Annotated in this window: 18 protein-coding genes; 9 read left to right on the plus strand and 9 right to left on the minus strand. The window is 70.3% G+C overall.

All coding sequences use genetic code 11. The features are described from left to right. Positions 1-38: 38 nt before the first annotated feature. From ACFW2G_RS20330 to ACFW2G_RS20350, 5 genes are all read right to left on the minus strand, one after another. Positions 39-845 carry an ABC transporter permease gene (locus ACFW2G_RS20330; RefSeq protein WP_384449927.1) on the minus strand — a complete coding sequence of 269 codons (807 nt, stop codon included), beginning with the start codon at positions 843-845 and terminating at the stop codon, positions 39-41. Next, a complete protein-coding gene (locus tag ACFW2G_RS20335; protein WP_037928450.1) occupies positions 845-1,774 on the minus strand; it encodes an ABC transporter permease in 930 nt (309 codons plus the stop codon). Before ACFW2G_RS20335 ends, ACFW2G_RS20330 begins: the two co-directional genes overlap by 1 nt. After that, entirely contained in the window at positions 1,771-2,937 is a 1,167-nt protein-coding gene (locus ACFW2G_RS20340) for an ABC transporter ATP-binding protein (RefSeq protein WP_384583301.1), read from the minus strand. The genes ACFW2G_RS20335 and ACFW2G_RS20340 overlap by 4 nt, the downstream gene beginning before the upstream one ends. Positions 2,938-3,021: 84 nt before the next feature. Further along, the gene (locus ACFW2G_RS20345; RefSeq protein ID WP_037928442.1) at positions 3,022-4,272 is read right to left on the minus strand and encodes a spermidine/putrescine ABC transporter substrate-binding protein; all 1,251 of its coding nucleotides are present in this window, start codon (positions 4,270-4,272) and stop codon (positions 3,022-3,024) included. Positions 4,273-4,304: 32 nt separating this feature from the next. After that, positions 4,305-5,834, minus strand: coding sequence for a gamma-aminobutyraldehyde dehydrogenase (locus tag ACFW2G_RS20350; RefSeq protein WP_037928439.1), 1,530 nt, complete (start codon positions 5,832-5,834; stop codon positions 4,305-4,307). A 194-nt stretch (positions 5,835-6,028) separates the two neighbouring features. On the opposite strand from ACFW2G_RS20350, the gene ACFW2G_RS20355 reads away from it, so the two are divergent. After that, entirely contained in the window at positions 6,029-6,583 is a 555-nt protein-coding gene (locus tag ACFW2G_RS20355) for an NADAR family protein (RefSeq protein ID WP_052031271.1), read from the plus strand. Beyond that, positions 6,580-6,993: an NUDIX domain-containing protein gene (locus ACFW2G_RS20360; RefSeq protein ID WP_037928436.1), complete on the plus strand. Its 414-nt coding sequence runs from the start codon at positions 6,580-6,582 to the stop codon at positions 6,991-6,993. Before ACFW2G_RS20355 ends, ACFW2G_RS20360 begins: the two co-directional genes overlap by 4 nt. Positions 6,994-7,032: 39 nt before the next feature. Here the strand turns inward: ACFW2G_RS20360 and ACFW2G_RS20365 are convergent, their stop codons facing one another. Continuing rightward, on the minus strand, positions 7,033-7,722 hold the full coding sequence (locus ACFW2G_RS20365) for a DUF4190 domain-containing protein (protein ID WP_384583296.1): 690 nt from the start codon (positions 7,720-7,722) through the stop codon (positions 7,033-7,035). A 110-nt stretch (positions 7,723-7,832) separates the two neighbouring features. On the opposite strand from ACFW2G_RS20365, the gene ACFW2G_RS20370 reads away from it, so the two are divergent. Next, on the plus strand, positions 7,833-8,858 hold the full coding sequence (locus ACFW2G_RS20370) for an adenosine deaminase (RefSeq protein ID WP_037928433.1): 1,026 nt from the start codon (positions 7,833-7,835) through the stop codon (positions 8,856-8,858). Positions 8,859-8,879: 21 nt separating this feature from the next. Next, a complete protein-coding gene (locus ACFW2G_RS20375; protein ID WP_037928432.1) occupies positions 8,880-9,569 on the plus strand; it encodes a glycerophosphodiester phosphodiesterase in 690 nt (229 codons plus the stop codon). 186 nt (positions 9,570-9,755) lie between these two features. Here the strand turns inward: ACFW2G_RS20375 and ACFW2G_RS20380 are convergent, their stop codons facing one another. The 3 genes from ACFW2G_RS20380 to ACFW2G_RS20390 form a co-directional block, all read right to left on the minus strand. Then, positions 9,756-10,223 carry a hypothetical protein gene (locus ACFW2G_RS20380; protein ID WP_037928429.1) on the minus strand — a complete coding sequence of 156 codons (468 nt, stop codon included), beginning with the start codon at positions 10,221-10,223 and terminating at the stop codon, positions 9,756-9,758. Positions 10,224-10,309: 86 nt separating this feature from the next. After that, a complete protein-coding gene (locus ACFW2G_RS20385) occupies positions 10,310-11,488 on the minus strand; it encodes a spermidine/putrescine ABC transporter substrate-binding protein (protein WP_384583292.1) in 1,179 nt (392 codons plus the stop codon). Between the two features lie 93 nt (positions 11,489-11,581). Next, the gene (locus ACFW2G_RS20390; protein WP_037928423.1) at positions 11,582-13,021 is read right to left on the minus strand and encodes a gamma-aminobutyraldehyde dehydrogenase; all 1,440 of its coding nucleotides are present in this window, start codon (positions 13,019-13,021) and stop codon (positions 11,582-11,584) included. A gap of 169 nt (positions 13,022-13,190) precedes the next feature. Here ACFW2G_RS20390 and ACFW2G_RS20395 point away from each other — a divergent pair, with 169 nt between their 5' ends. The 5 genes from ACFW2G_RS20395 (at position 13,191) to ACFW2G_RS20415 (ending at position 18,195) form a co-directional block, all read left to right on the plus strand. Next, entirely contained in the window at positions 13,191-13,694 is a 504-nt protein-coding gene (locus ACFW2G_RS20395) for an Lrp/AsnC family transcriptional regulator (protein ID WP_007266859.1), read from the plus strand. Beyond that, positions 13,679-15,058: an aspartate aminotransferase family protein gene (locus tag ACFW2G_RS20400; protein ID WP_384449957.1), complete on the plus strand. Its 1,380-nt coding sequence runs from the start codon at positions 13,679-13,681 to the stop codon at positions 15,056-15,058. The genes ACFW2G_RS20395 and ACFW2G_RS20400 overlap by 16 nt, the downstream gene beginning before the upstream one ends. A gap of 208 nt (positions 15,059-15,266) precedes the next feature. Next, positions 15,267-16,022 carry an ABC transporter ATP-binding protein gene (locus ACFW2G_RS20405; protein ID WP_384583289.1) on the plus strand — a complete coding sequence of 252 codons (756 nt, stop codon included), beginning with the start codon at positions 15,267-15,269 and terminating at the stop codon, positions 16,020-16,022. After that, complete coding sequence (locus tag ACFW2G_RS20410; RefSeq protein WP_384583286.1) at positions 16,004-17,077, plus strand: hypothetical protein; 1,074 nt, start codon at positions 16,004-16,006, stop codon at positions 17,075-17,077. The genes ACFW2G_RS20405 and ACFW2G_RS20410 overlap by 19 nt, the downstream gene beginning before the upstream one ends. Before the next feature lie 26 nt (positions 17,078-17,103). Continuing rightward, entirely contained in the window at positions 17,104-18,195 is a 1,092-nt protein-coding gene (locus ACFW2G_RS20415) for an LOG family protein (RefSeq protein ID WP_384583283.1), read from the plus strand. The last annotated feature ends 62 nt before the right edge of the window (positions 18,196-18,257 follow it).

The raw sequence follows: 18,257 nt of genomic DNA on the forward strand, positions 1-18,257 counted from the left end.
TCCAACTCCCTACGGAACTGATGACATGCTCTTCCGAATTACTTCGGTTGTGCCTTCTTGCGGCGGTTGCCGACCGTCTGGCCGACGAGGACCACCAACACCGCGATGACGAACATCGCCGTGCCGATGACGTTGATCTGCACGGGGGTACCGCGCTGCGCCGATCCCCACACGAACATGGGGAAGGTGACGGTGTTGCCCGAGTTGAAGTTGGTGATGATGAAGTCGTCGAAGGAGAGCGCGAAGGAGAGCAGCGCGCCCGCCGCGATGCCCGGTGCCGCGATGGGCAGGGTCACCCGCAGGAAGGTCTGCACCGGCCCCGCGTAGAGGTCCCGGGCGGCCTCCTCCAGCCGCGGGTCCATGGACAGGACGCGGGCCTTGACGGCGGCGACGACGAAGCTGAGACAGAACATGATGTGGGCGATCAGGATCGTCCAGAAGCCCAGCTGGATGCCCATGTTGAGGAACAGCGCGAGCAGCGAGGCCGCCATCACGATCTCCGGCATCGCCATGGGCAGGAAGATCAGCGAGTTGACCGCGCCGCGCGCCCGGAACCGGTAGCGCACGAGCGCGAAGGCCATGGCCGTGCCCAGGGCGGTCGCCACGAGCGTGGACCACAGGGCGATCTGCAGTGAGAGCCCGAGGGAGCCGCACATGTCGGCGACGCCGCAGGGGTCCTTCCACGCGTCGAGCGAGAACTCCTGCCAGGCGTAGTTGAAACGCCCGGAGGGGTTGTTGAAGGAGAAGACGGTGACCACGACGTTCGGCAGGATCATGTACGCGAGCGTGCCGAGTCCGGCGATCACGACCAGATTGCGCCGCAGCCAGGCGAGGGGTGTGCGCATCAGACCAGGTCCTCCGTCCCCGCTCGGCGGATGTAGATGGTGACCATGATCAGCACGGTCGCCATGAGAATGAAGGACAGCGCGGCCGCCGTCGGGTAGTCGAGGATCCGCAGGTACTGCGACTGGATGACGCTGCCGATCATCCGGGTGTCTGTGGAGCCGAGCAGCTCGGCGTTCACGTAGTCGCCGCTCGCCGGGATGAAGGTGAGCAGGGTCCCGGAGACCACGCCGGGCATGGAGAGCGGGAAGGTCACCTTCCGGAAGACCGTGACGGGGCGGGCGTACAGGTCCCCGGCCGCCTCGTGGAGGCGGGTGTCGATGCGCTCCAGCGAGGAGTACAGCGGCAGGATCATGAAGGGGAGGAAGTTGTAGGTCAGGCCGCAGACGACCGCGAGCGGCGTGGCCAGCACCCGCTCCCCCTCGGTCATGCCGAGCCAGCTGGTGACGTCGAGGAAGCCGACCGCGTTGAGGCCCGCGACCACCGGACCGCCGTCGGCGAGGATCGTCTTCCAGGCCAGTGTGCGGATCAGGAAGCTGGTGAAGAACGGGGCGATGACCAGGACCAGCAGCAGGTTGCGCCAGCGGCCCGCCTTGAAGGCGATCAAGTAGGCCAGCGGGTACCCGAGCAGCAGGCACAGAGCGGTGGCGGTGCCCGCGTAGAGCAGGGAGCGCAGGAACTGCGGCAGGTACTCGGTGAAGGCGTCCCAGTACGTCCGGAAGTGCCAGGTGACCTCGAAGCCCTCTTCGAGGGAGCCGGTCTGCACCGAGGTGGAGGCCTGGTAGATCATCGGCAGCACGAAGAAAACCAGCAGCCACAGGATGCCGGGCAGCAGCAGCCAGTACGGGACCAGCCGCTTGCGCACGGCCGGCTTGTGGACCGGGGGTCCGGCGGGGGCGGGCGCCTGGGGCGGCGCGGCGGTGGCGGTCACGCGCTCTCCTCGACGGTCTCGATGCCCGCGTCGCCCATCGTCCCCGCGAGCATGGACTGGGCCGCGTCGAGTCCGAAGGTGTGCTCCGGGTTCCAGTGCAGGACCACCTCGGCGCCCGGCACCAGGCGGCTGTCGCGCTCGACGTTTTGGACGTAGACCTCGAGCTCGGGGCAGACGGGGCTGTCGACGACGAACTGCGTGGAGACCCCGATGAAGGAGGAGGCGGCTATCCGGCCGGTGATCTTGTTCCGGCCCGGCGCGACGGCGTTCTCCTCCTCGGCCGGGACCAGGGACACCTTCTCCGGGCGCACCCCGACCAGCAGCTTCCCGCCGGCGCTGGGCGTGGTCGAGCATCGGGCGGCGGGCAGCCGCAGGGTGGTGCCGGAGGCCGAGACGACGACATCGGACCCGGCGGACTCCACGGCGGCCTCGATGAGGTTGGAGGTGCCCAGGAAGTTGGCGACGAAGGTGGTCCGCGGGTTCTCGTAGAGGTCGGCGGGGGCGCCGAGCTGCTCGACGCGGCCGCCGTTCATGACCGCGACCGTGTCGGCCATGGTCATGGCCTCCTCCTGGTCGTGCGTGACGTGCACGAAGGTGATGCCGACCTCGGTCTGGATCCGCTTGAGCTCCAGCTGCATCTGGCGGCGCAGCTTGAGGTCGAGGGCGCCCAGGGGCTCGTCGAGGAGCAGCACCTGGGGGTGGTTGATCAGGGCGCGGGCAACGGCGACGCGCTGCTGCTGGCCGCCGGAGAGCTGGTGGGGCTTGCGCTGGGCGAACTGGCCGAGCTGGACCAGCTCCAGCATCTCCTCGACCTGCTTCTTGACGGACGTGATGCCGCGGCGGCGCAGGCCGAAGGCGACGTTCTCGAAGATGCTCAGGTGCGGGAAGAGCGCGTAGCTCTGGAAGACCGTGTTGACCGGGCGCTTGTAGGGCGGCAGGTGGGTGACCTCGCGGTCGCCGAGGTGGACCGTGCCCGTGGAGGGCTCCTCCAGGCCCGCGACCATGCGCAGGGTGGTGGTCTTGCCGCAGCCGGAGGCGCCGAGCAGGGCGAAGAAGGAGCCCTGGGGAACGGTGAGGTCCAGCGGGTGCACGGCGGTGAAGGTGCCGTAGTGCTTGCTGATCCCGGAGAGGCGGACGTCGCCGCCTTCGGTCGTGTCAGTCATGGAGAGGTCCCGGGGTTGGGTGGGCGAAGAGGTCAGGAGGAGAAGGCGGGGCGGGCCGCGGCTCGCGGGCGCGGCGGGCAGCCGCTAGGCGCCGATGAGCTTGGCGAACTTCTCCTCGTAGGCCGTCTCTTCCTCGCTGGTGAGGGAGCGGAAGGCATGGGACTTGGCGGTCATCGCCTTGTCCGGGACGATCAGGGTGTTCTCTGCGAGCTCGGGATCGATCTTGGCGAGCTCCTCGCCCACGCCCTCGACGGGGCAGACGTAGCTGATGTACGCGGCGAGCTGCGCGGCGACCGGAAGCTCGTAGTAGTGGTCGATCAGACGCTCCGCGTTGGCCTTGTGCCGGGCCCTGACGGGGACCAGCAGGTTGTCGCTGGAGGTGATGTAGCCGGCGGCGGGGATCGCGAACTTGATGTCCGGGTTGCCGGCCTGGAGCTGGATGACGTCGCCCGCCCAGGCGAGGCAGGCCGCGAGGTCGCCCTTGTCGAGGTCGGAGGTGTAGTCGTTGCCCGTGAAGCGCCGGATCTGCTTCTTGTCGACGCCCTTCTGGAGCCGGCCCACCGCCTCGTCGAAGTCCGCGTCCGTGAAGGAGGAGGGATTCTTGCCCTGGTCGAGCATGGTCATGCCGACGCTGTCGCGCATCTCCGTCAGGAAGCCGACGCGACCCTTGAGGGAGGGGTCGTCGAGCATCTGGGTGACGGAGTCCACCTTCTTGCCGCCGGTCGCCTTCTCGTTGTAGGCGATGACGGTGGATATGCCGGTCCAGGGGTAGCTGTACGCGCGCCCCGGGTCCCAGTCGGGGCTGCGGAACTGCGGGGACAGGTTGGCGTAGGCATGCGGCAGGTGCGAGGGGTCGAGCTTCTGGGCCCAGCCGAGGCGGATGATGCGCGCGGCGAGCCAGTCGGTGACGACGATCAGGTCGCGGCCGGTGTCCTGGCCGGCCGCGAGCTGAGGTTTGATCTTGCCGAAGAACTCGACGTTGTCGTTGATGTCCTCGGTGTACTTGACCTTGATCCCGGTCCGCTTGGTGAACTCCTCCAGTGTGGGGCGGGACTTCTCGTCCTCACTGGTGTCCATGTACTCGGTCCAGTTGGAGAAGTTGATCTCCTTTTCCCGGTCCGAGTGGTCGTCGGACGCCAGGGCTGCGTCCCCCTCCCGCTTGGCGGGCGGGATGCCGCACCCGGCGAGGGTGGCCAGGCCGCCGAGGGTGAGCGCTCCGACTCCGGATGCGCGCAGCAGCGAGCGGCGGGTGAGGGCGCCGCGCCCACTGGTGAGGCTGCGCCGCATCGCGGCGAGCTGCGCCTCGGAGAGGCGGTCGGGTTCGAACTGCTCCATGCGCTGAGGCCTTTCGGGAGGTGTACCGCTGGTCAGGCGGTGGTCGGCTGTCGGTCCCCGAAGATCGTGCGGTGCCAGTCCTTCGCGGCCACCGCGGTGTTGTCGTACATCACGTGCTTGACCTGCGTGTACTCCTCGAAGGAGTAGGCGGACATGTCCTTTCCGAAGCCGCTGGCCTTGTAGCCCCCGTGGGGCATCTCGCTGATGATCGGAATGTGGTCGTTGACCCACACGCAGCCCGCCTTGATCTCGCGGGTGGCACGGCCGGCCCGGTAGAGGTCGCGGCTCCAGGCGGAGGCGGCGAGTCCGTACGGGGTGTCGTTGGCGAGCGCGATGCCCTCGTCGTCGCTGTCGAAGGGCAGGACCACGAGGACGGGGCCGAAGATCTCCGACTGCACCACCTCGCTGTCCTGGGCGGCCCCGATGATGAGGGTGGGCCGGTAGTACGCGCCGTCGGCGAGCTCGCCACCGGGGATCTCGCCCCCGGTGACGACGGTGGCGTAGCCGCGGGCGCGCTCGACGAAGCCGGCGACGCGGTCGCGCTGGGCGTGCGAGACCAGCGGGCCGAGGTCGGTACCGGGTGCGAAGGGGTCACCGAGGCGGACGGTTTCCATCAGCTCGGCGACCCGCGCGACGAAGGCGTCGTGCAGGGGGCGCTGCACGTAGGCGCGGGTCGCCGCCGTGCAGTCCTGGCCGGTGTTGATCAGGGAGGCGGCGACGGCGCCGTGCGCGGCGGCCTCCAGGTCGGCGTCGTCGAAGACCAGGAAGGGGGCCTTGCCGCCGAGCTCCAGGTGCAGGCGCTTCACGGTGGCGGTGGCGATCTGCGCGACCCGCTTGCCGACGGCGGTGGAGCCGGTGAACGAGGTCATCACGACATCGGGGTGGCCCACCAGGTGCTCCCCCGCGTCACGGCCGGCGCCGGTCACGATGTTGATCACGCCGTCGGGCAGGCCCGCCTCCTTGGCCGCCTGGGCGAACATCAGGGAGGTCAGCGGGGTGAGCTCGGCGGGCTTGAGCACGATGGTGTTGCCCGCCGCGATCGCTGGCAGGATCTTCCAGGCAGCCATCTGGAGCGGATAGTTCCAGGGGGCGATGGAGCCGATGACGCCGATGGCCTCGCGGCGTACGTACGAGGTGTGGTCGCCCGAGTACTCGGCGGCGGCCTGCCCCTGGAGGTGCCGGGCGGCGCCCGCGAAGAAGGCGGTGTTGTCGATGGTCCCGGGGACGTCGAACTCGGTCGACAGCTTGATCGGTTTGCCGCACTGGAGCGACTCCGCGCGGGCGAAGTCCTCGGCCTGTCCGGCCAGTACGGTCGCCAGCCGGTGCAGGGCGTCCGACCGCTCGCCGGGGGTGGCACCGGCCCAGGCCGGGAAGGCGCGCTGGGCCGCGGCGACGGCCTCGTCGACGTCCGCGGTACTCGCCAGCTCGTAGGTCAGGACCTCCTCGCCGGTGGCCGGGTCGACGACGGTGTGTGACCGTCCGGAGGTTCCGGCCCGGAGCCGTCCGTCGATGTACTGCGCGCCGTCTGCGAAGCGGTCCTTGACCTGGAAGCGGTTGCCCATCACGCTCTCACGCTCTCCGTAGCTACAGTTCGAGCTAGAGCTCGAATTGAGTGCCGATCCTGGCAGAGGTGATGCCCTCGGCCAAGTGATTCCGTTGTTGCCATTTGATTACGCGACGGAATCGGTCGACCATGTGTCCAGGCACGCCGGAAATCCCGTACGAAGTGTCAGTGGCGGGTGCCAGACTCGCGTGCATGGAGATGATCGACGACCTGATCAAGCAGGTCAGCCGTGGTGAGAGGGTGAAGTACCTGCCGTTCTGGGGGCACCGGCCGCGGCCCGACGGCACGCTCGGTCCGAGCTGTCTGAGTCAGTGGTGGCCGTCTGCCTTCACTGTCGGTGACGTCCGTTATGCGACGGCCGAGCACTGGATGATGGCCGGCAAGGCCCGGCTGTTCGCGGACCCCGAGTCCGAGCGCGCCGCGGTGCGGGCCAAGAGCCCGGCCGAGGCGAAGAAGGTCGGTCGCCTCGTGCGCGGCTTCGACGACGCCGTATGGGAGCGGGAGCGGTTCGCCCTGGTCGTGGAGGGCAGCGTCCACAAGTTCGGCTCCGACCCGGCCCTGCGCGGCTACCTGCTGGGCACCGGGGACCGCGTGCTGGTGGAGGCGAGCCCCGTGGACCGGATCTGGGGCATCGGGCTGGCGGCCGACGACGAGCGCGCTCTGGACCCGGCCCGCTGGCGCGGGCTGAACCTGCTGGGCTTCGCCCTGATGGAGGCCCGGAAGCAGCTGCGCGAAGGCAGCGCGTGACGGAGCGTCGCCGGGTCGCCGCCGTGATCGTCCGGGACGGCTGCGTGCTCATGGTGCGCGAGCACGCCCTGGGGCCCGGGGGGCGCCATGACGGGGCCGAGTACTGGACGCTGCCGGGCGGCGGTCTGGAGGAGGGCGAGGAGCCCGAGGACGCGGTGCGCCGGGAGGTCGCCGAGGAGGTGGGGCTGCGCGCCCTGGCGGTGCGGTTCGCCTACGCAGCCCCCTACCCCTCCGGCTGGACCTCCTGCTTCCGCGTGGAGGTCGCACCCGGCGATCCGGTCCTCGGCATCGACGCGGACCTGGAGTGCGACTGCCCCCGGATGGTCGGGCTGATCTGGGTCCCGCTGGCGCGCGGAACCGCCGAGGGCACGGCCATGGTGCCGACGCTGCTGATGGCCGCCGAGGTCTGACGCGGATGCAGCCGGACGGGCCGCCGACCGGCCCCGGCCTCAGACCCGTTCGCGAAGCCGCGAATCCGATGAGGGGGTCTCGCGTTTCGGGCTGTCGCCCCACTCGTCGTCGAAGGCCGGGGCGAACAGGGCGAACAGCATCAGCAGGCCCAGGACTATGCCGATCGCGCCCAAGATGATGCCGGCCAGCGCCACCCCGCCGTTGTCGGCCTCGCCCCGGTTGGCCTTGCCCTTGCCCAGGGCGCCGAAGACGACGGCCCCGATCCCGAGCGCCACCGCCAGAAAGCTGGTGACGCAGCCGACGACCGCGAGGATCCCCAGGACCAGCGCGGTGACGCCGAAGCCGTTGCTGGGCCGGTGCCCGTAGGGCGGGTACGCGCCGGGGTACGGGTATCCCGTCTGATGGGCGGAGTACGGGTATCCCTGCTGGGCGGCGGGGTACCCGGGATAGCCCGCGTCGCCGGGGTATCCGTAGCCGGGCGGGGCGACCGGATAGCCGTAGGCGGCCGGGGGCGGCCCGCCCGCCGGCGGGGTCGGGGGCGCCGCGTTGCCCGGCGCGGCAGCGGCCGTCCGCTCGCCGGGATGCCCGCCGGGCGTCGGCCGGTCCGGCACGGGCTGCGGGCCGGACGCGCCCGGCGCGCCGTGGCCGGCCTTCGACGTGCCCAGGTCCACCGCCGGCCGCTCCGGCGGCGCCCAAGGATCCCGCGGCTCGGGACTGCTGTCGTTCATACGGAGCCCCCCTCTCTCGTACAGCCATGCTAAGCGCTGCCACGGACAGTCACGGCCGTGCCTACGATGAGGGCGACCTGCCCGCACCCCGCCCTCCGGAGGCACCCCCCATGACCGACCTGCACCCCTTCATCGCGGGGCTGCCCAAGGCCGAACTGCACGTCCACCATGTCGGCTCCGCCTCCCCGCGCATCGTGGCCGAACTCGCCTCCCGGCACCCCGACTCCAAGGTGCCCACGGACCCGGAGGCCCTCGCCGACTACTTCACCTTCACGGACTTCGCCCACTTCATCGAGGTCTACCTGTCGGTCGTCGACCTCGTGCGCACCCCGGAAGACGTCCGGCTGCTGACCTTCGAGGTCGCCCGCGACATGGCACGGCAGAACATCCGCTACGCCGAGCTGACCATCACCCCGTACTCCTCCACCCGCCGCGGCATCGAGGAGAAGGCCTTCATGGAGGCCATCGAGGACGCCCGCAAGGCCGCCGAGAAGGAACTCGGTGTGATCCTGCGCTGGTGCTTCGACATCCCCGGCGAGGCCGGCCTGGAGGCCGCCGCCGAGACCGCCCGGCTCGCCGTCGACCTGCGCCCCGAGGGGCTCGTCTCCTTCGGCCTGGGCGGCCCCGAGATCGGCGTCCCGCGCCCGCAGTTCAAGCCGTACTTCGACGCGGCCCGGGCGGCCGGCCTGCACAGCGTGCCGCACGCGGGCGAGACCACCGGCCCGGAGACCGTCTGGGACGCCATCCGCGAGCTGGGTGCCGAGCGCATCGGCCACGGCACGAGTTCCGTCAAGGACCCGGAATTGCTCGCGTACCTGGCCGAGCACCGGATCGCGCTGGAGGTCTGCCCGACCTCGAACATCGCCACCCGCGCGGTGACCGACCTCGACCGGCACCCGGTCAAGGAGATGGTCGCGGCGGGTGTGCTCGTCACCATCAACAGCGACGACCCGCCGATGTTCGGCTCCGACCTCAACAACGAGTACGCGGTGGCCGCCCGGCTCCTCGACCTCGACGAGCGCGGGCTCGCGCAGCTCGCGAAGAACGCCGTCGAGGCCTCCTTCCTCGATGCGGAGGGCAAGGCGAAGCTCGACGCGGAGATCGACACGTACACGACGCGATGGCTCGCGCGCTGAAGTCCCCACGAGAATGGGGCCATGCGCACCCTGACTGCCGTCGGCCACCGCGGCGATCCCTACCGTGTCCGTGAGAACACCCTGCCTTCGATCCGCTCCGCCTTCGCCCGCGGGGCGGACGCGGTCGAGGTCGACGTACGGCTGACCCGTGACGGGGTGCCGGTCCTGCTCCACGACGAGTCGCTCCGGCGGTTGTGGAACCACGACGTGCGCCTCGACGAGATCTCCGCGGCGCAGCTGGCGGACATGACGGAGGGCGCCGTTCCGATGCTGCGCGACGCACTGGAGGACACCGGGGCGGGCCGGCTGATGCTCGACCTCCCCGGCGCCACGCCGGAGGCGGTCCGCACCGTCGTGGGTCTGGTCCGGGAGTGCGGCGCCCGCGAGCGTACGTTCTACTGCGCGGGACCGGACTCGATGCTGGCGCTCCGCGCCGCCGACCCGGGCGCGGAGATCGCGCTGACCTGGACCACGCTGTCGCCGCCCCGCCGGGTCCTGATCGACGCGGTGGCCCCGCGCTGGCTCAACTACCGCTTCGGGCTGGTGAACCGGGAGCTGGCCGACGCCCTGCACCGGGACGGCCTGCTGGTGTCGGCCTGGACCGCCGATACCAAGCGGACGATGAAGCGGCTGATTGCCGCGGGGGTCGATGCGATCACTACGAACCGGGTGGACGCGCTGACGGCCGTGCGGGCCCGGTTCGGCCGGTGAGGGCCGCGCCGGGCCGGTGGGCCCGGCGGCTGCGCAGCGCCCCGTGCGGGTCGTGGACCCGGGCCTGACCGTGCCGGCCCCGCCGGCCGTCACCGTGCCGTTCGTGCCGCCACGGGAGCCCTGGGCCGGCGATCGTCCTGGCGGACGACACGGTGGCCCGGGGCAAGACCGTCGCCGTGGCGGCCTTCACGACGTAGCTGTGGCCTCCAGGCGCTTGATCATGCGGCGCAGGACCAGGAGGGGGATCACCCCGAAGACGCCGAACGACATGTCAATGACGCTCCACCAGAAGGGGATGCCCCGGATGGGCCCGCAGATCAGGGCGAGCGGAATCACTCCGGCGCAGGCGATCATGCCGGCCTCGACGATCCAGATGTTGCGGACGGGGTCTCGGTACACGCCGTAGAAGAAGACCGCGATGACGAGATGGGCGAAGGCGAGCCAGTCGTTCCCGTACAGCAGGAAGGGGTAGTCGGCATCGGCCCGGTCCAGCCCCTCGCCCACCCGTCGCAGCCAGGAGTTGTCGACCAGTGCGTTGCCCCAGCGGACTTCGCTGACCAAGGGGAAGGCCGTGATCCCGCTGAGGACGAGGCAGACGACGAAGAGGATCAGCCAGGCACGGATCCGCCGCTCAAGGGCGCTTTTCTCGCTCATGGAAGGAAGCCTACGCCCATTTTTGAACACGTTCAGCCCATGCGTTGAACCCGTTCAATCAGTGACAGGACCGTGACGACCGCGGCTCAGAGTCCGACGATCGCGTTCCACCGCCGGGCGAGGGAACGGCGCTCGGCCGAGGAGATGTCCCGGGCGACGGCGAGCCGCGCCCGCAGGTCGTCGTCGGGGAAGATCAGCGGGTTCTCGGCGAGTTCGGCGGTCTCCCGGTCGCCGGAAGCGGCCAGGACGTCCCGGGCCGCCGGCACGGGGCAGACGTAGTTGACGGAAGCGGCGAGCTGCGCGGCCACCTCCGGGTCGTAGTAGTGGTCGACCAGCGCCTCGGCATTGGCCTTGTGTCGGGCGAGGTTGGGCACGAGGAGGCTCTCAGCCCAGAGCTCACCGCCCTCCTCGGGGACGACGAATGCGATGTCCGGGTTGTCGGCCTGGAGTTGGATGGCATCGCCCGAGTACGCCTGGCAGGCCAGGACGTCTCCCTTGCTGAGGTCGGAGGTGTAGTCGTTGCCGGTGAAGCGGCGGATGTGCTTCTTCCTCACCAGAGCCTCCACGTGGTCGCACACCCGGTGGAAGTCGGATTCGGTCCAGCGCGTGATGTCGGCCCCGTTGCCCTGCATCAGCAGGGCGAAGGATTCGTCGAGCCCGGAGAAGAGCGTGACCCTGCCCGCCAGGTCGGGGCGCCACAGGTCCTGGACGGATCTGATCTCCCGCCCCAGAGCACGGCGGTTGTAGGCGATGCCGGTGATCCCCGACTGCCAGGGCACGGTGTGCAGCCGGCCCTCGTCGAAGGCGGGGGAACGCAGCTGCGGGTCGAGGTGGCCGACGACGTTGGGCTGCGCCGAACGGTCCATCTTCTGGGCCCAGCCCAGACGGACGAAGCGGGCGGCCATCCAGTCGCTGACCACGACCAGGTCGCGGCCGGTCTCCTGGCGGTTCATCAGGGCCGGGCTGACCTTGCCGAAGTACTCGTCGTTGTCGTTGATCTCCTCGGTGTAGCGGACCTCGATGCCGGTCCGCTCCGAGAAGGCCTCCAGCGTGGGGCGGCGCTCCCCGTCCTCCTCGTCGGTGTCGATGTAGAGCGGCCAGTTGGAGAAGGCGACGCTGCGGTCGCTCTCCGAGCGGTCGGGGCCCACGCGCCCTCCCTCGGGCACGTAGGCGGGGGGAACACCGCATCCGGCGAGGGCGGCCGACAGGCCCGCGGCACCGATTCCGGAGAGCGCGGCACGGCGGGAGAAGGCGAGTCGAGGCATGGGCACAGCCTCAGCGAACGCCGAAGGGGCGGGCAATAGACATGTTGTCTACTGCCCGCCCCTTCGACGCCCTGCTGTGATCGATGCTGCCGATCAGCCGTCGAGCGAGGTCATCACGTGCTTGATGCGGGTGTAGTCCTCGAAGCCGTAGGCGGACAGGTCCTTGCCGTATCCGGACTTCTTGAAACCGCCGTGCGGCATCTCGGCGACCAGCGGAATGTGGGTGTTGATCCACACGCAGCCGAAGTCGAGGTTCTTGGACATCCGCATCGCGCGGCCGTGGTCCTTGGTCCACACGGAGGAGGCGAGGGCGAACTCGACGCCGTTCGCGTACTCCAGGGCCTGGGACTCGTCCGTGAAGGACTGGACGGTGATGACGGGGCCGAAGACCTCGTTCTGGATGATCTCGTCGTCCTGCTTGAGGCCGGAGACCACGGTCGGGGCGTAGAAGTAGCCCTTCTCGCCGACCTGGTGGCCGCCCGCCTCGACCTTGGCGTGGGCCGGGAGCCGCTCGATGAAGCCCGCGACCTGCTGGAGCTGGTTCGGGTTGTTCAGCGGGCCGTACAGCACGTCCTCGTCGTCCGGCGCGCCGGTCTTCGTGTCAGCGGCGGCCTTGGCCAGCGCGGCCACGAACTCGTCGTGGATCGACTCGTGCACGAGCACGCGGGTGGCCGCGGTGCAGTCCTGGCCGGCGTTGAAGTAACCGGCGACCGCGATGTCCTCGACGGCCTTGGGGATGTCGGCGTCCTCGAAGACGACGACCGGCGCCTTGCCGCCGAGCTCCAGGTGGACGCGCTTGACGTCCTTGGAGGCGCTCTCGGCGACCTGCATGCCGGCGCGCACCGATCCGGTGATGGAGGCCATCGCCGGGGTCGCGTGCTCGACCATGGCCCGACCGGTCTCACGGTCGCCGCAGATGACGTTGAAGACGCCCTTGGGCAGGACCGAGTCGATGATCTCCGCCATCAGGACGGTGGAGGCCGGAGTGGTGTCGGACGGCTTGAGCACGACCGTGTTGCCCGCCGCGATGGCCGGGGCGAACTTCCACACGGCCATCATCATCGGGTAGTTCCACGGCGCGACCTGGGCACAGACGCCGACCGGCTCGCGGCGGATGATCGAGGTCATCCCGTCCATGTACTCGCCGGCCGAGCGACCCTCCAGCAGACGGGCCGCACCCGCGAAGAAGCGGATCTGGTCCACCATCGGCGGCAGCTCCTCGCTGGCCGTGAGGCCCAGCGGCTTGCCGGTGTTCTCCGACTCGGCGGCGACCAGCTCGTCGGCGCGCGCCTCGAAGGCGTCCGCGATCTTCAGCAGGGCCTTCTGGCGCTCGGCGGGGGTCGTGTCGCGCCAGCCGGGAAACGCGGCCGCGGCCGCGGCCATGGCGGCGTCGACATCGGCCTGGCCCGAGAGCGGGGCGGTGGCGTACACCTCGCCGGTGGCCGGGTTGACCACCTCGGTGGTCCGCCCGTCGGCGGCGTCCTTGAACTCCCCGCCGATGTAGTTGCGCAGACGACGCAGTTCGGTGGTCACTACAGCCACACTCCTGATCACATGTCCAACGATTGAGACGTTTACCAAAGCCTAGCCCCTTGGCGGAGGCTTTCGACAGACCCGGACGCCACCACCTACGAAATCAGTGAGATCAGAGTCGGCAGACAACGAATTTCATCGATTCCGTCTTGCGGAACAGACGACCCTCGTGCACAGTGAGGTCGTGGTCAGTCGAAGCGCAGATTCCAGGAACAGACAACCGTCCCCTTCGGTCGATGCTGTGTCCCTGGCGATCATCGAGCAACTGCAGGAGGACGGTCGCCGTCCCTATGCATCGATCGGCAAGGCCGTCGGCCTCTCCGAGGCGGCCGTACGCCAGCGCGTGCAGAAGCTGCTCGACCAGGGCGTCATGCAGATCGTCGCCGTCACCGACCCGCTCACCGTGGGCCTGCGGCGCCAGGCGATGGTCGGCATCAACGTCGAGGGCGACCTCGACCCGGTGGCCGACGCGCTGACCGCGATGGCCGAGTGCGAGTACGTGGTGATGACCGCCGGCTCGTTCGACCTGATGGTGGAGATCGTCTGCGAGGACGACGACCACCTGCTGGAAACGATCAACAAGAAGATCCGCACGCTCCCCGGCGTGCGGTCTACCGAAAGCTTCGTTTACCTGAAGCTGAAGAAGCAGACCTACATGTGGGGAACCCGATAACCGTGACCCAGGACCTGTCCAAGACCGCGTACGACCACTTGTGGATGCACTTCACCCGCATGTCGTCCTACGAGAACTCCCCCGTCCCGACCATCGTCCGTGGTGAGGGCACCTACATCTTCGACGACAAGGGCAAGCGCTACCTCGACGGTCTCGCCGGCCTGTTCGTGGTCAACGCCGGTCACGGCCGCAAGGAACTGGCCGAGGTCGCCTACAAGCAGGCGCAGGAACTGGCCTTCTTCCCCGTGTGGTCCTACGCCCACCCCATGGCCGTCGAGCTCGCCGAGCGCCTGGCCAACTACGCCCCGGGCGACCTGAACAAGGTCTTCTTCACCACCGGCGGCGGCGAGGCCGTCGAGACCGCCTGGAAGCTCGCCAAGCAGTTCTACAAGCTGCAGGGCAAGCCCACCAAGTACAAGGTCATCTCGCGCGCGGTCGCTTACCACGGCACCCCGCAGGGCGCCCTGTCGATCACGGGTCTGCCGGCCCTCAAGGCTCCGTTCGAGCCGCTGGTGCCCGGCGCGCACAAGGTGCCCAACACCAACATCTACCGCGCCCCGATCTACGGCGACGACCCCGAGGCCTTCGGCCGCTGGTGCGCCGACCAGATCGAGCAGCAGATCCTCTTCGAGGGCGCCGACACCGTCGCCGCCGTCTTCCTGGAGCCGGTCCAGAACGCCGGCGGCTGCTTCCCGCCGCCGCCCGGCTACTTCCAGCGGGTCCGCGAGATCTGCGACGAGTACGACGTGCTCCTCGTCTCCGACGAGACGATCTGCGCCTTCGGCCGCCTCGGCACGATGTTCGCCTGCGACAAGTTCGGCTACGTGCCGGACATGATCACCTGCGCCAAGGGCATGACCTCGGGCTACTCCCCGATCGGCGCCTGCATCGTCTCGGACCGCATCGCCGAGCCGTTCTACAAGGGCGAGAACACCTTCCTGCACGGCTACACCTTCGGCGGACACCCGGTGTCCTCCGCCGTGGCCCTCGCCAACCTCGACATCTTCGACAAGGAAGGCCTCAACCAGCACGTGCTGGACAACGAGAGCGCCTTCCTGCAGACGCTGCAGAAGCTGCACGACCTGCCGATCGTCGGCGACGTCCGCGGCAACGGCTACTTCTACGGCATCGAGCTCGTCAAGGACAAGGTCACGAAGGAGTCCTTCACGGACGAGGAGACCGAGCGCGTGCTCTACGGCTTCCTCTCCAAGGCGCTCTTCGAGAACGGCCTGTACTGCCGGGCCGACGACCGCGGCGACCCGGTCATCCAGCTGGCGCCGCCGCTGACGGCGGACCAGGGCACCTTCGACGAGATCGAGGGCATCCTGCGCTCGGTGCTCACCGAGGCCTGGACCAAGCTCTGACCGGTCCCTAGACAGCCCTCGGGCACGACCGTCGGCCAGCCCGGGGCGCGACCGTCCGAACACCCGGCCCGGATCCTCCGTTCGAGTGAGAACGCGGGGGTCCGGGCCGCGTGCTGTCAGCATTCAAGCGGTTCATCTCTTTACATCTCATTGCGGCGCCAGTGACCGGAAGGGCTCCGTTTCGTTCCCTCGGACGGAGGTGTACGCCATGGTGGCCCCACCGGAGAATGCCCCGCCGGACAACGACGTGCTCTGGGCTCGGTCCCTTCACTACGCGCACGACGGTGCGCCCGCTCTCGTCAGTGTCTCCCTCGGAGTCCGCCAGGGCGAGATCGTGGCCCTGACCGGACCCCGCGGCAGCGGCAAGACCACGCTGCTGCGCTGCCTGTCCGGGCAGCTGCTCCCCTCCGAGGGCGAGGTCTGGTTCAACAGCGTCCCCGTGCACACCCTGGGAGAGCTGTCCCGCGAGCGCCTGCGGCGCGACCGCTTCGGCTGGCTCGGTCCCGAACCGGGGCTGTTGCCCGAGCTGAAGATCTGGGAGAACGCCGCCCTGCCGCTGCTGCTCGCCGGGGCCTCCCACCGCAGCGCCAAGCACGCCGCCTGCGCCTGGCTCGACCGGCTCGACATCGGTGCCCTCGCTCGCAAGCGTCCGGCGGCCCTGACCCGGGCCGAGTGCCAGCGGGTCGCCCTGGCCCGGGCCCTGGTCCACGTGCCCTCGGTGATCTACGCGGACGAGCCCACGGCCCCGCTGCACCGGGCCGACCGGGCCCTGCTCCTGCGGGCGCTCACCACCGCGGCCCGCTCCCACGGGATCACCGTGCTGCTGGCCACCGGCGACGAGGCCACGGCGGCCGTCGCGGACCGCCGCCTGCCCCTGGTCGACGGCCACCTCACGGTGGACACCTCCGCGTCCCCGCTCCCCGACACTCCGGAGGGCCAGGCAGCGTGCTCGCTCTCCGCCTAGCCCGCGGCTCCCGGCCCCTCGTCCAGCTGCGGCGGCTGCTCGTCGCCACCGCCTCGGCCGGGACCGGGTTCCTGCTGCTCTACGTACTCGCCGGAGCCATGGCCCGGCCCGCCGGATCGTTCCCCCGCCTGCTGTGGGCGCTGGTCCCGCTGGCCGCGACGGTTCACTTCGCCGTCGCCGTCGCCCGGGCCGACCCGGCCACCCGGCCCCGCGAGGGACTGGACGCCGCCGGACTGGGACCCGTACGCCTGGCCCTGACCGCCGCGATCTCCACGGCCGTCGCCTGCGCCCTGGGCAGCGCCCTGGCCCTGGCCCTCTTCCTGCACCTGCGCGGGGACCTCTCCGGCCTGCCGTTCGACGGCTCCGGCGCCCTGCTCCTGCACGCCGAGCAGCCGCTGCCCGTCGCGTCCGCCCTGACGCTGCTGGCCCTCGTCCCGCTGACCGCGTCGGCCGCCACCGTCCTCGCGCTGCGTCCGCACCGGCAGCTGGCTCCGCAGACCGCCCTGCCCTGGGGCATCGCGCTCACCGCCTGCGGGCTCGCCACCGAGGCCTACGCCGGCCGGAACGGCGGCGGGGTCCTCGCGGGCTGGACGCTGACCGCCGCCGGGCTCGCCCTCGCGGGACCCGGTCTGGCCTACGCCTGCGGAAGCCTGGTGCAGGCCGTCCGCCCGGGCGCGCTCCGGCTGCTGGCCGGACGGTCCCTGCAACGACAGGCCTCCCGCATCGGGCCGCCGCTGGGCGTGCTGTGCTCCGTGGCCGCCGGGGCCCTGACGGCCCTCGCCCTGCGGGACCGGGGCGGACTCCACGTGCCGCTCGGTCCGCTGGCCTGGCCGGCCGCCGCCTTGGTGGCGCTGTGCGCCGCAGCGACCCTTCTCACATCCGCCGTGGAAAGCCGCCGGACCGAGTCCGCCGGACGCGGGGCGATGCCCGATCCGGCAGCCCCCGCACGGGTCCTGCGTACCGCGGCGGGGCTGCGGGCCGCCGCGCTGGTGGCCGTGTGCGTACCGCTCACCTGGGGTGTGGCGCAGCTGACGTCGCTGGCGCTGACCCGCTGAGGGATCCAGCCCTTAGGGTGGGCCGAATGGTCAACGCAGACATCGAGATCGAGACGCTCGCCGAATTCGACCAGGTCGTGGCAGGCGGCTCGCTCAGCGGCTACCGGATCCAGTCGGTCAGCCTGCTGGACCGGACGTTCGCCCTGCTGGCCGCCGACACCTCGGCGGCCGTCTTCCTGGGCTGCGCGATGGAGCCCGATGCCTCGGCCAAGGTGCGCGCGGACGGCGCCCTGGTCTTCCCGCCCGTTCCCGACCTGCCCTTCAACCCGTACCGGAGCCTGCTCTACACGCCGGAGGAGCTCTTCGAGGGGCTGCCGGACGGCTACGAGGCGACCCCGGACGCCACGACGTACGCATGGTTCCAGGAGACCGCGGCCGACCGTGACGTCTTCTCCTCGATGCTGCGCTCCGTCCACGACGACGCGGTCTCCGACGCCCTCGACGAACACCTCGCCGCCGCCCGTGTGGTGGGTGTGATGGGCGGCCACGCCATGTCCCGGGGCAGTGCGGACTACCGCGACGCCGCGGAACTCGGCCGGACCCTGACCCGGTCCGGGCTGACCGTGGCCACGGGCGGCGGCCCCGGCGCGATGGAGGCCGCCAACCTGGGCGCCTACCTGGCACCGGCCCCGGACGAGGCCCTCGCGGAGTCCCTGGAACTGCTGGCCAAGGCTCCGTCCTTCGAGCCGTCGGTGTCCGACTGGGCGCGCGCGGCCTTCTCCGTACGGGAGCGCTGGCCCGGCGGCGGCGACTCGGTGGGCATCCCCACCTGGTTCTACGGACACGAGCCGCCGAACGCCTTCGCGGCGCACATCGCCAAGTACTTCGCGAACGCCACCCGGGAGGACGGGCTGCTGGCCCGGTCCACGGCGGGCGTGGTGTTCCTGCCCGGCGCGGCCGGCACCGTCCAGGAGATATTCGACGACGCGACGCCGAACTACTACGGATCCCGTGGCGAGCCGGCACCGATGGTCCTGGTCGGCCGCAGCCACTGGACCGAGCATCTGCCGGCCTGGCCCCTGCTGACGGCGCTGGCCCGGGGCCGGGCGATGGAGTCGCGGATCGCGCTCGTCGACTCGGTGGACGAGGTCCCCGACGTGCTCGCTTCGATGAGCTGAGCTCCACAGGCAACTTCCGGGCCCGTTCCCACGTCTGGCAGAGGTACCGCAAAACCTGCCAG

Origin of the sequence: Streptomyces sp. NPDC058880 (assembly GCF_042742535.1) — a bacterium.
In the GTDB taxonomy this organism is placed as follows: domain Bacteria; phylum Actinomycetota; class Actinomycetes; order Streptomycetales; family Streptomycetaceae; genus Streptomyces.

What these genes read in the sequence shown, in the direction of transcription:
- ACFW2G_RS20330 (WP_384449927.1), bottom strand. Translation starts at nt 845, where the DNA reads ATGCGCACACCCCTCGCCTGGCTGCGGCGCAATCTGGTCGTGATCGCC.
- ACFW2G_RS20340 (WP_384583301.1), bottom strand. Translation starts at nt 2,937, where the DNA reads ATGACTGACACGACCGAAGGCGGCGACGTCCGCCTCTCCGGGATCAGC.
- ACFW2G_RS20345 (WP_037928442.1), bottom strand. Translation starts at nt 4,272, where the DNA reads ATGGAGCAGTTCGAACCCGACCGCCTCTCCGAGGCGCAGCTCGCCGCG.
- ACFW2G_RS20350 (WP_037928439.1), bottom strand. Translation starts at nt 5,834, where the DNA reads ATGGGCAACCGCTTCCAGGTCAAGGACCGCTTCGCAGACGGCGCGCAG.
- ACFW2G_RS20355 (WP_052031271.1), top strand. Translation starts at nt 6,029, where the DNA reads ATGGAGATGATCGACGACCTGATCAAGCAGGTCAGCCGTGGTGAGAGG.
- ACFW2G_RS20365 (WP_384583296.1), bottom strand. Translation starts at nt 7,722, where the DNA reads ATGAACGACAGCAGTCCCGAGCCGCGGGATCCTTGGGCGCCGCCGGAG.
- ACFW2G_RS20370 (WP_037928433.1), top strand. Translation starts at nt 7,833, where the DNA reads ATGACCGACCTGCACCCCTTCATCGCGGGGCTGCCCAAGGCCGAACTG.
- ACFW2G_RS20375 (WP_037928432.1), top strand. Translation starts at nt 8,880, where the DNA reads ATGCGCACCCTGACTGCCGTCGGCCACCGCGGCGATCCCTACCGTGTC.
- ACFW2G_RS20380 (WP_037928429.1), bottom strand. Translation starts at nt 10,223, where the DNA reads ATGAGCGAGAAAAGCGCCCTTGAGCGGCGGATCCGTGCCTGGCTGATC.
- ACFW2G_RS20385 (WP_384583292.1), bottom strand. Translation starts at nt 11,488, where the DNA reads ATGCCTCGACTCGCCTTCTCCCGCCGTGCCGCGCTCTCCGGAATCGGT.
- ACFW2G_RS20405 (WP_384583289.1), top strand. Translation starts at nt 15,267, where the DNA reads ATGGTGGCCCCACCGGAGAATGCCCCGCCGGACAACGACGTGCTCTGG.
- ACFW2G_RS20415 (WP_384583283.1), top strand. Translation starts at nt 17,104, where the DNA reads ATGGTCAACGCAGACATCGAGATCGAGACGCTCGCCGAATTCGACCAG.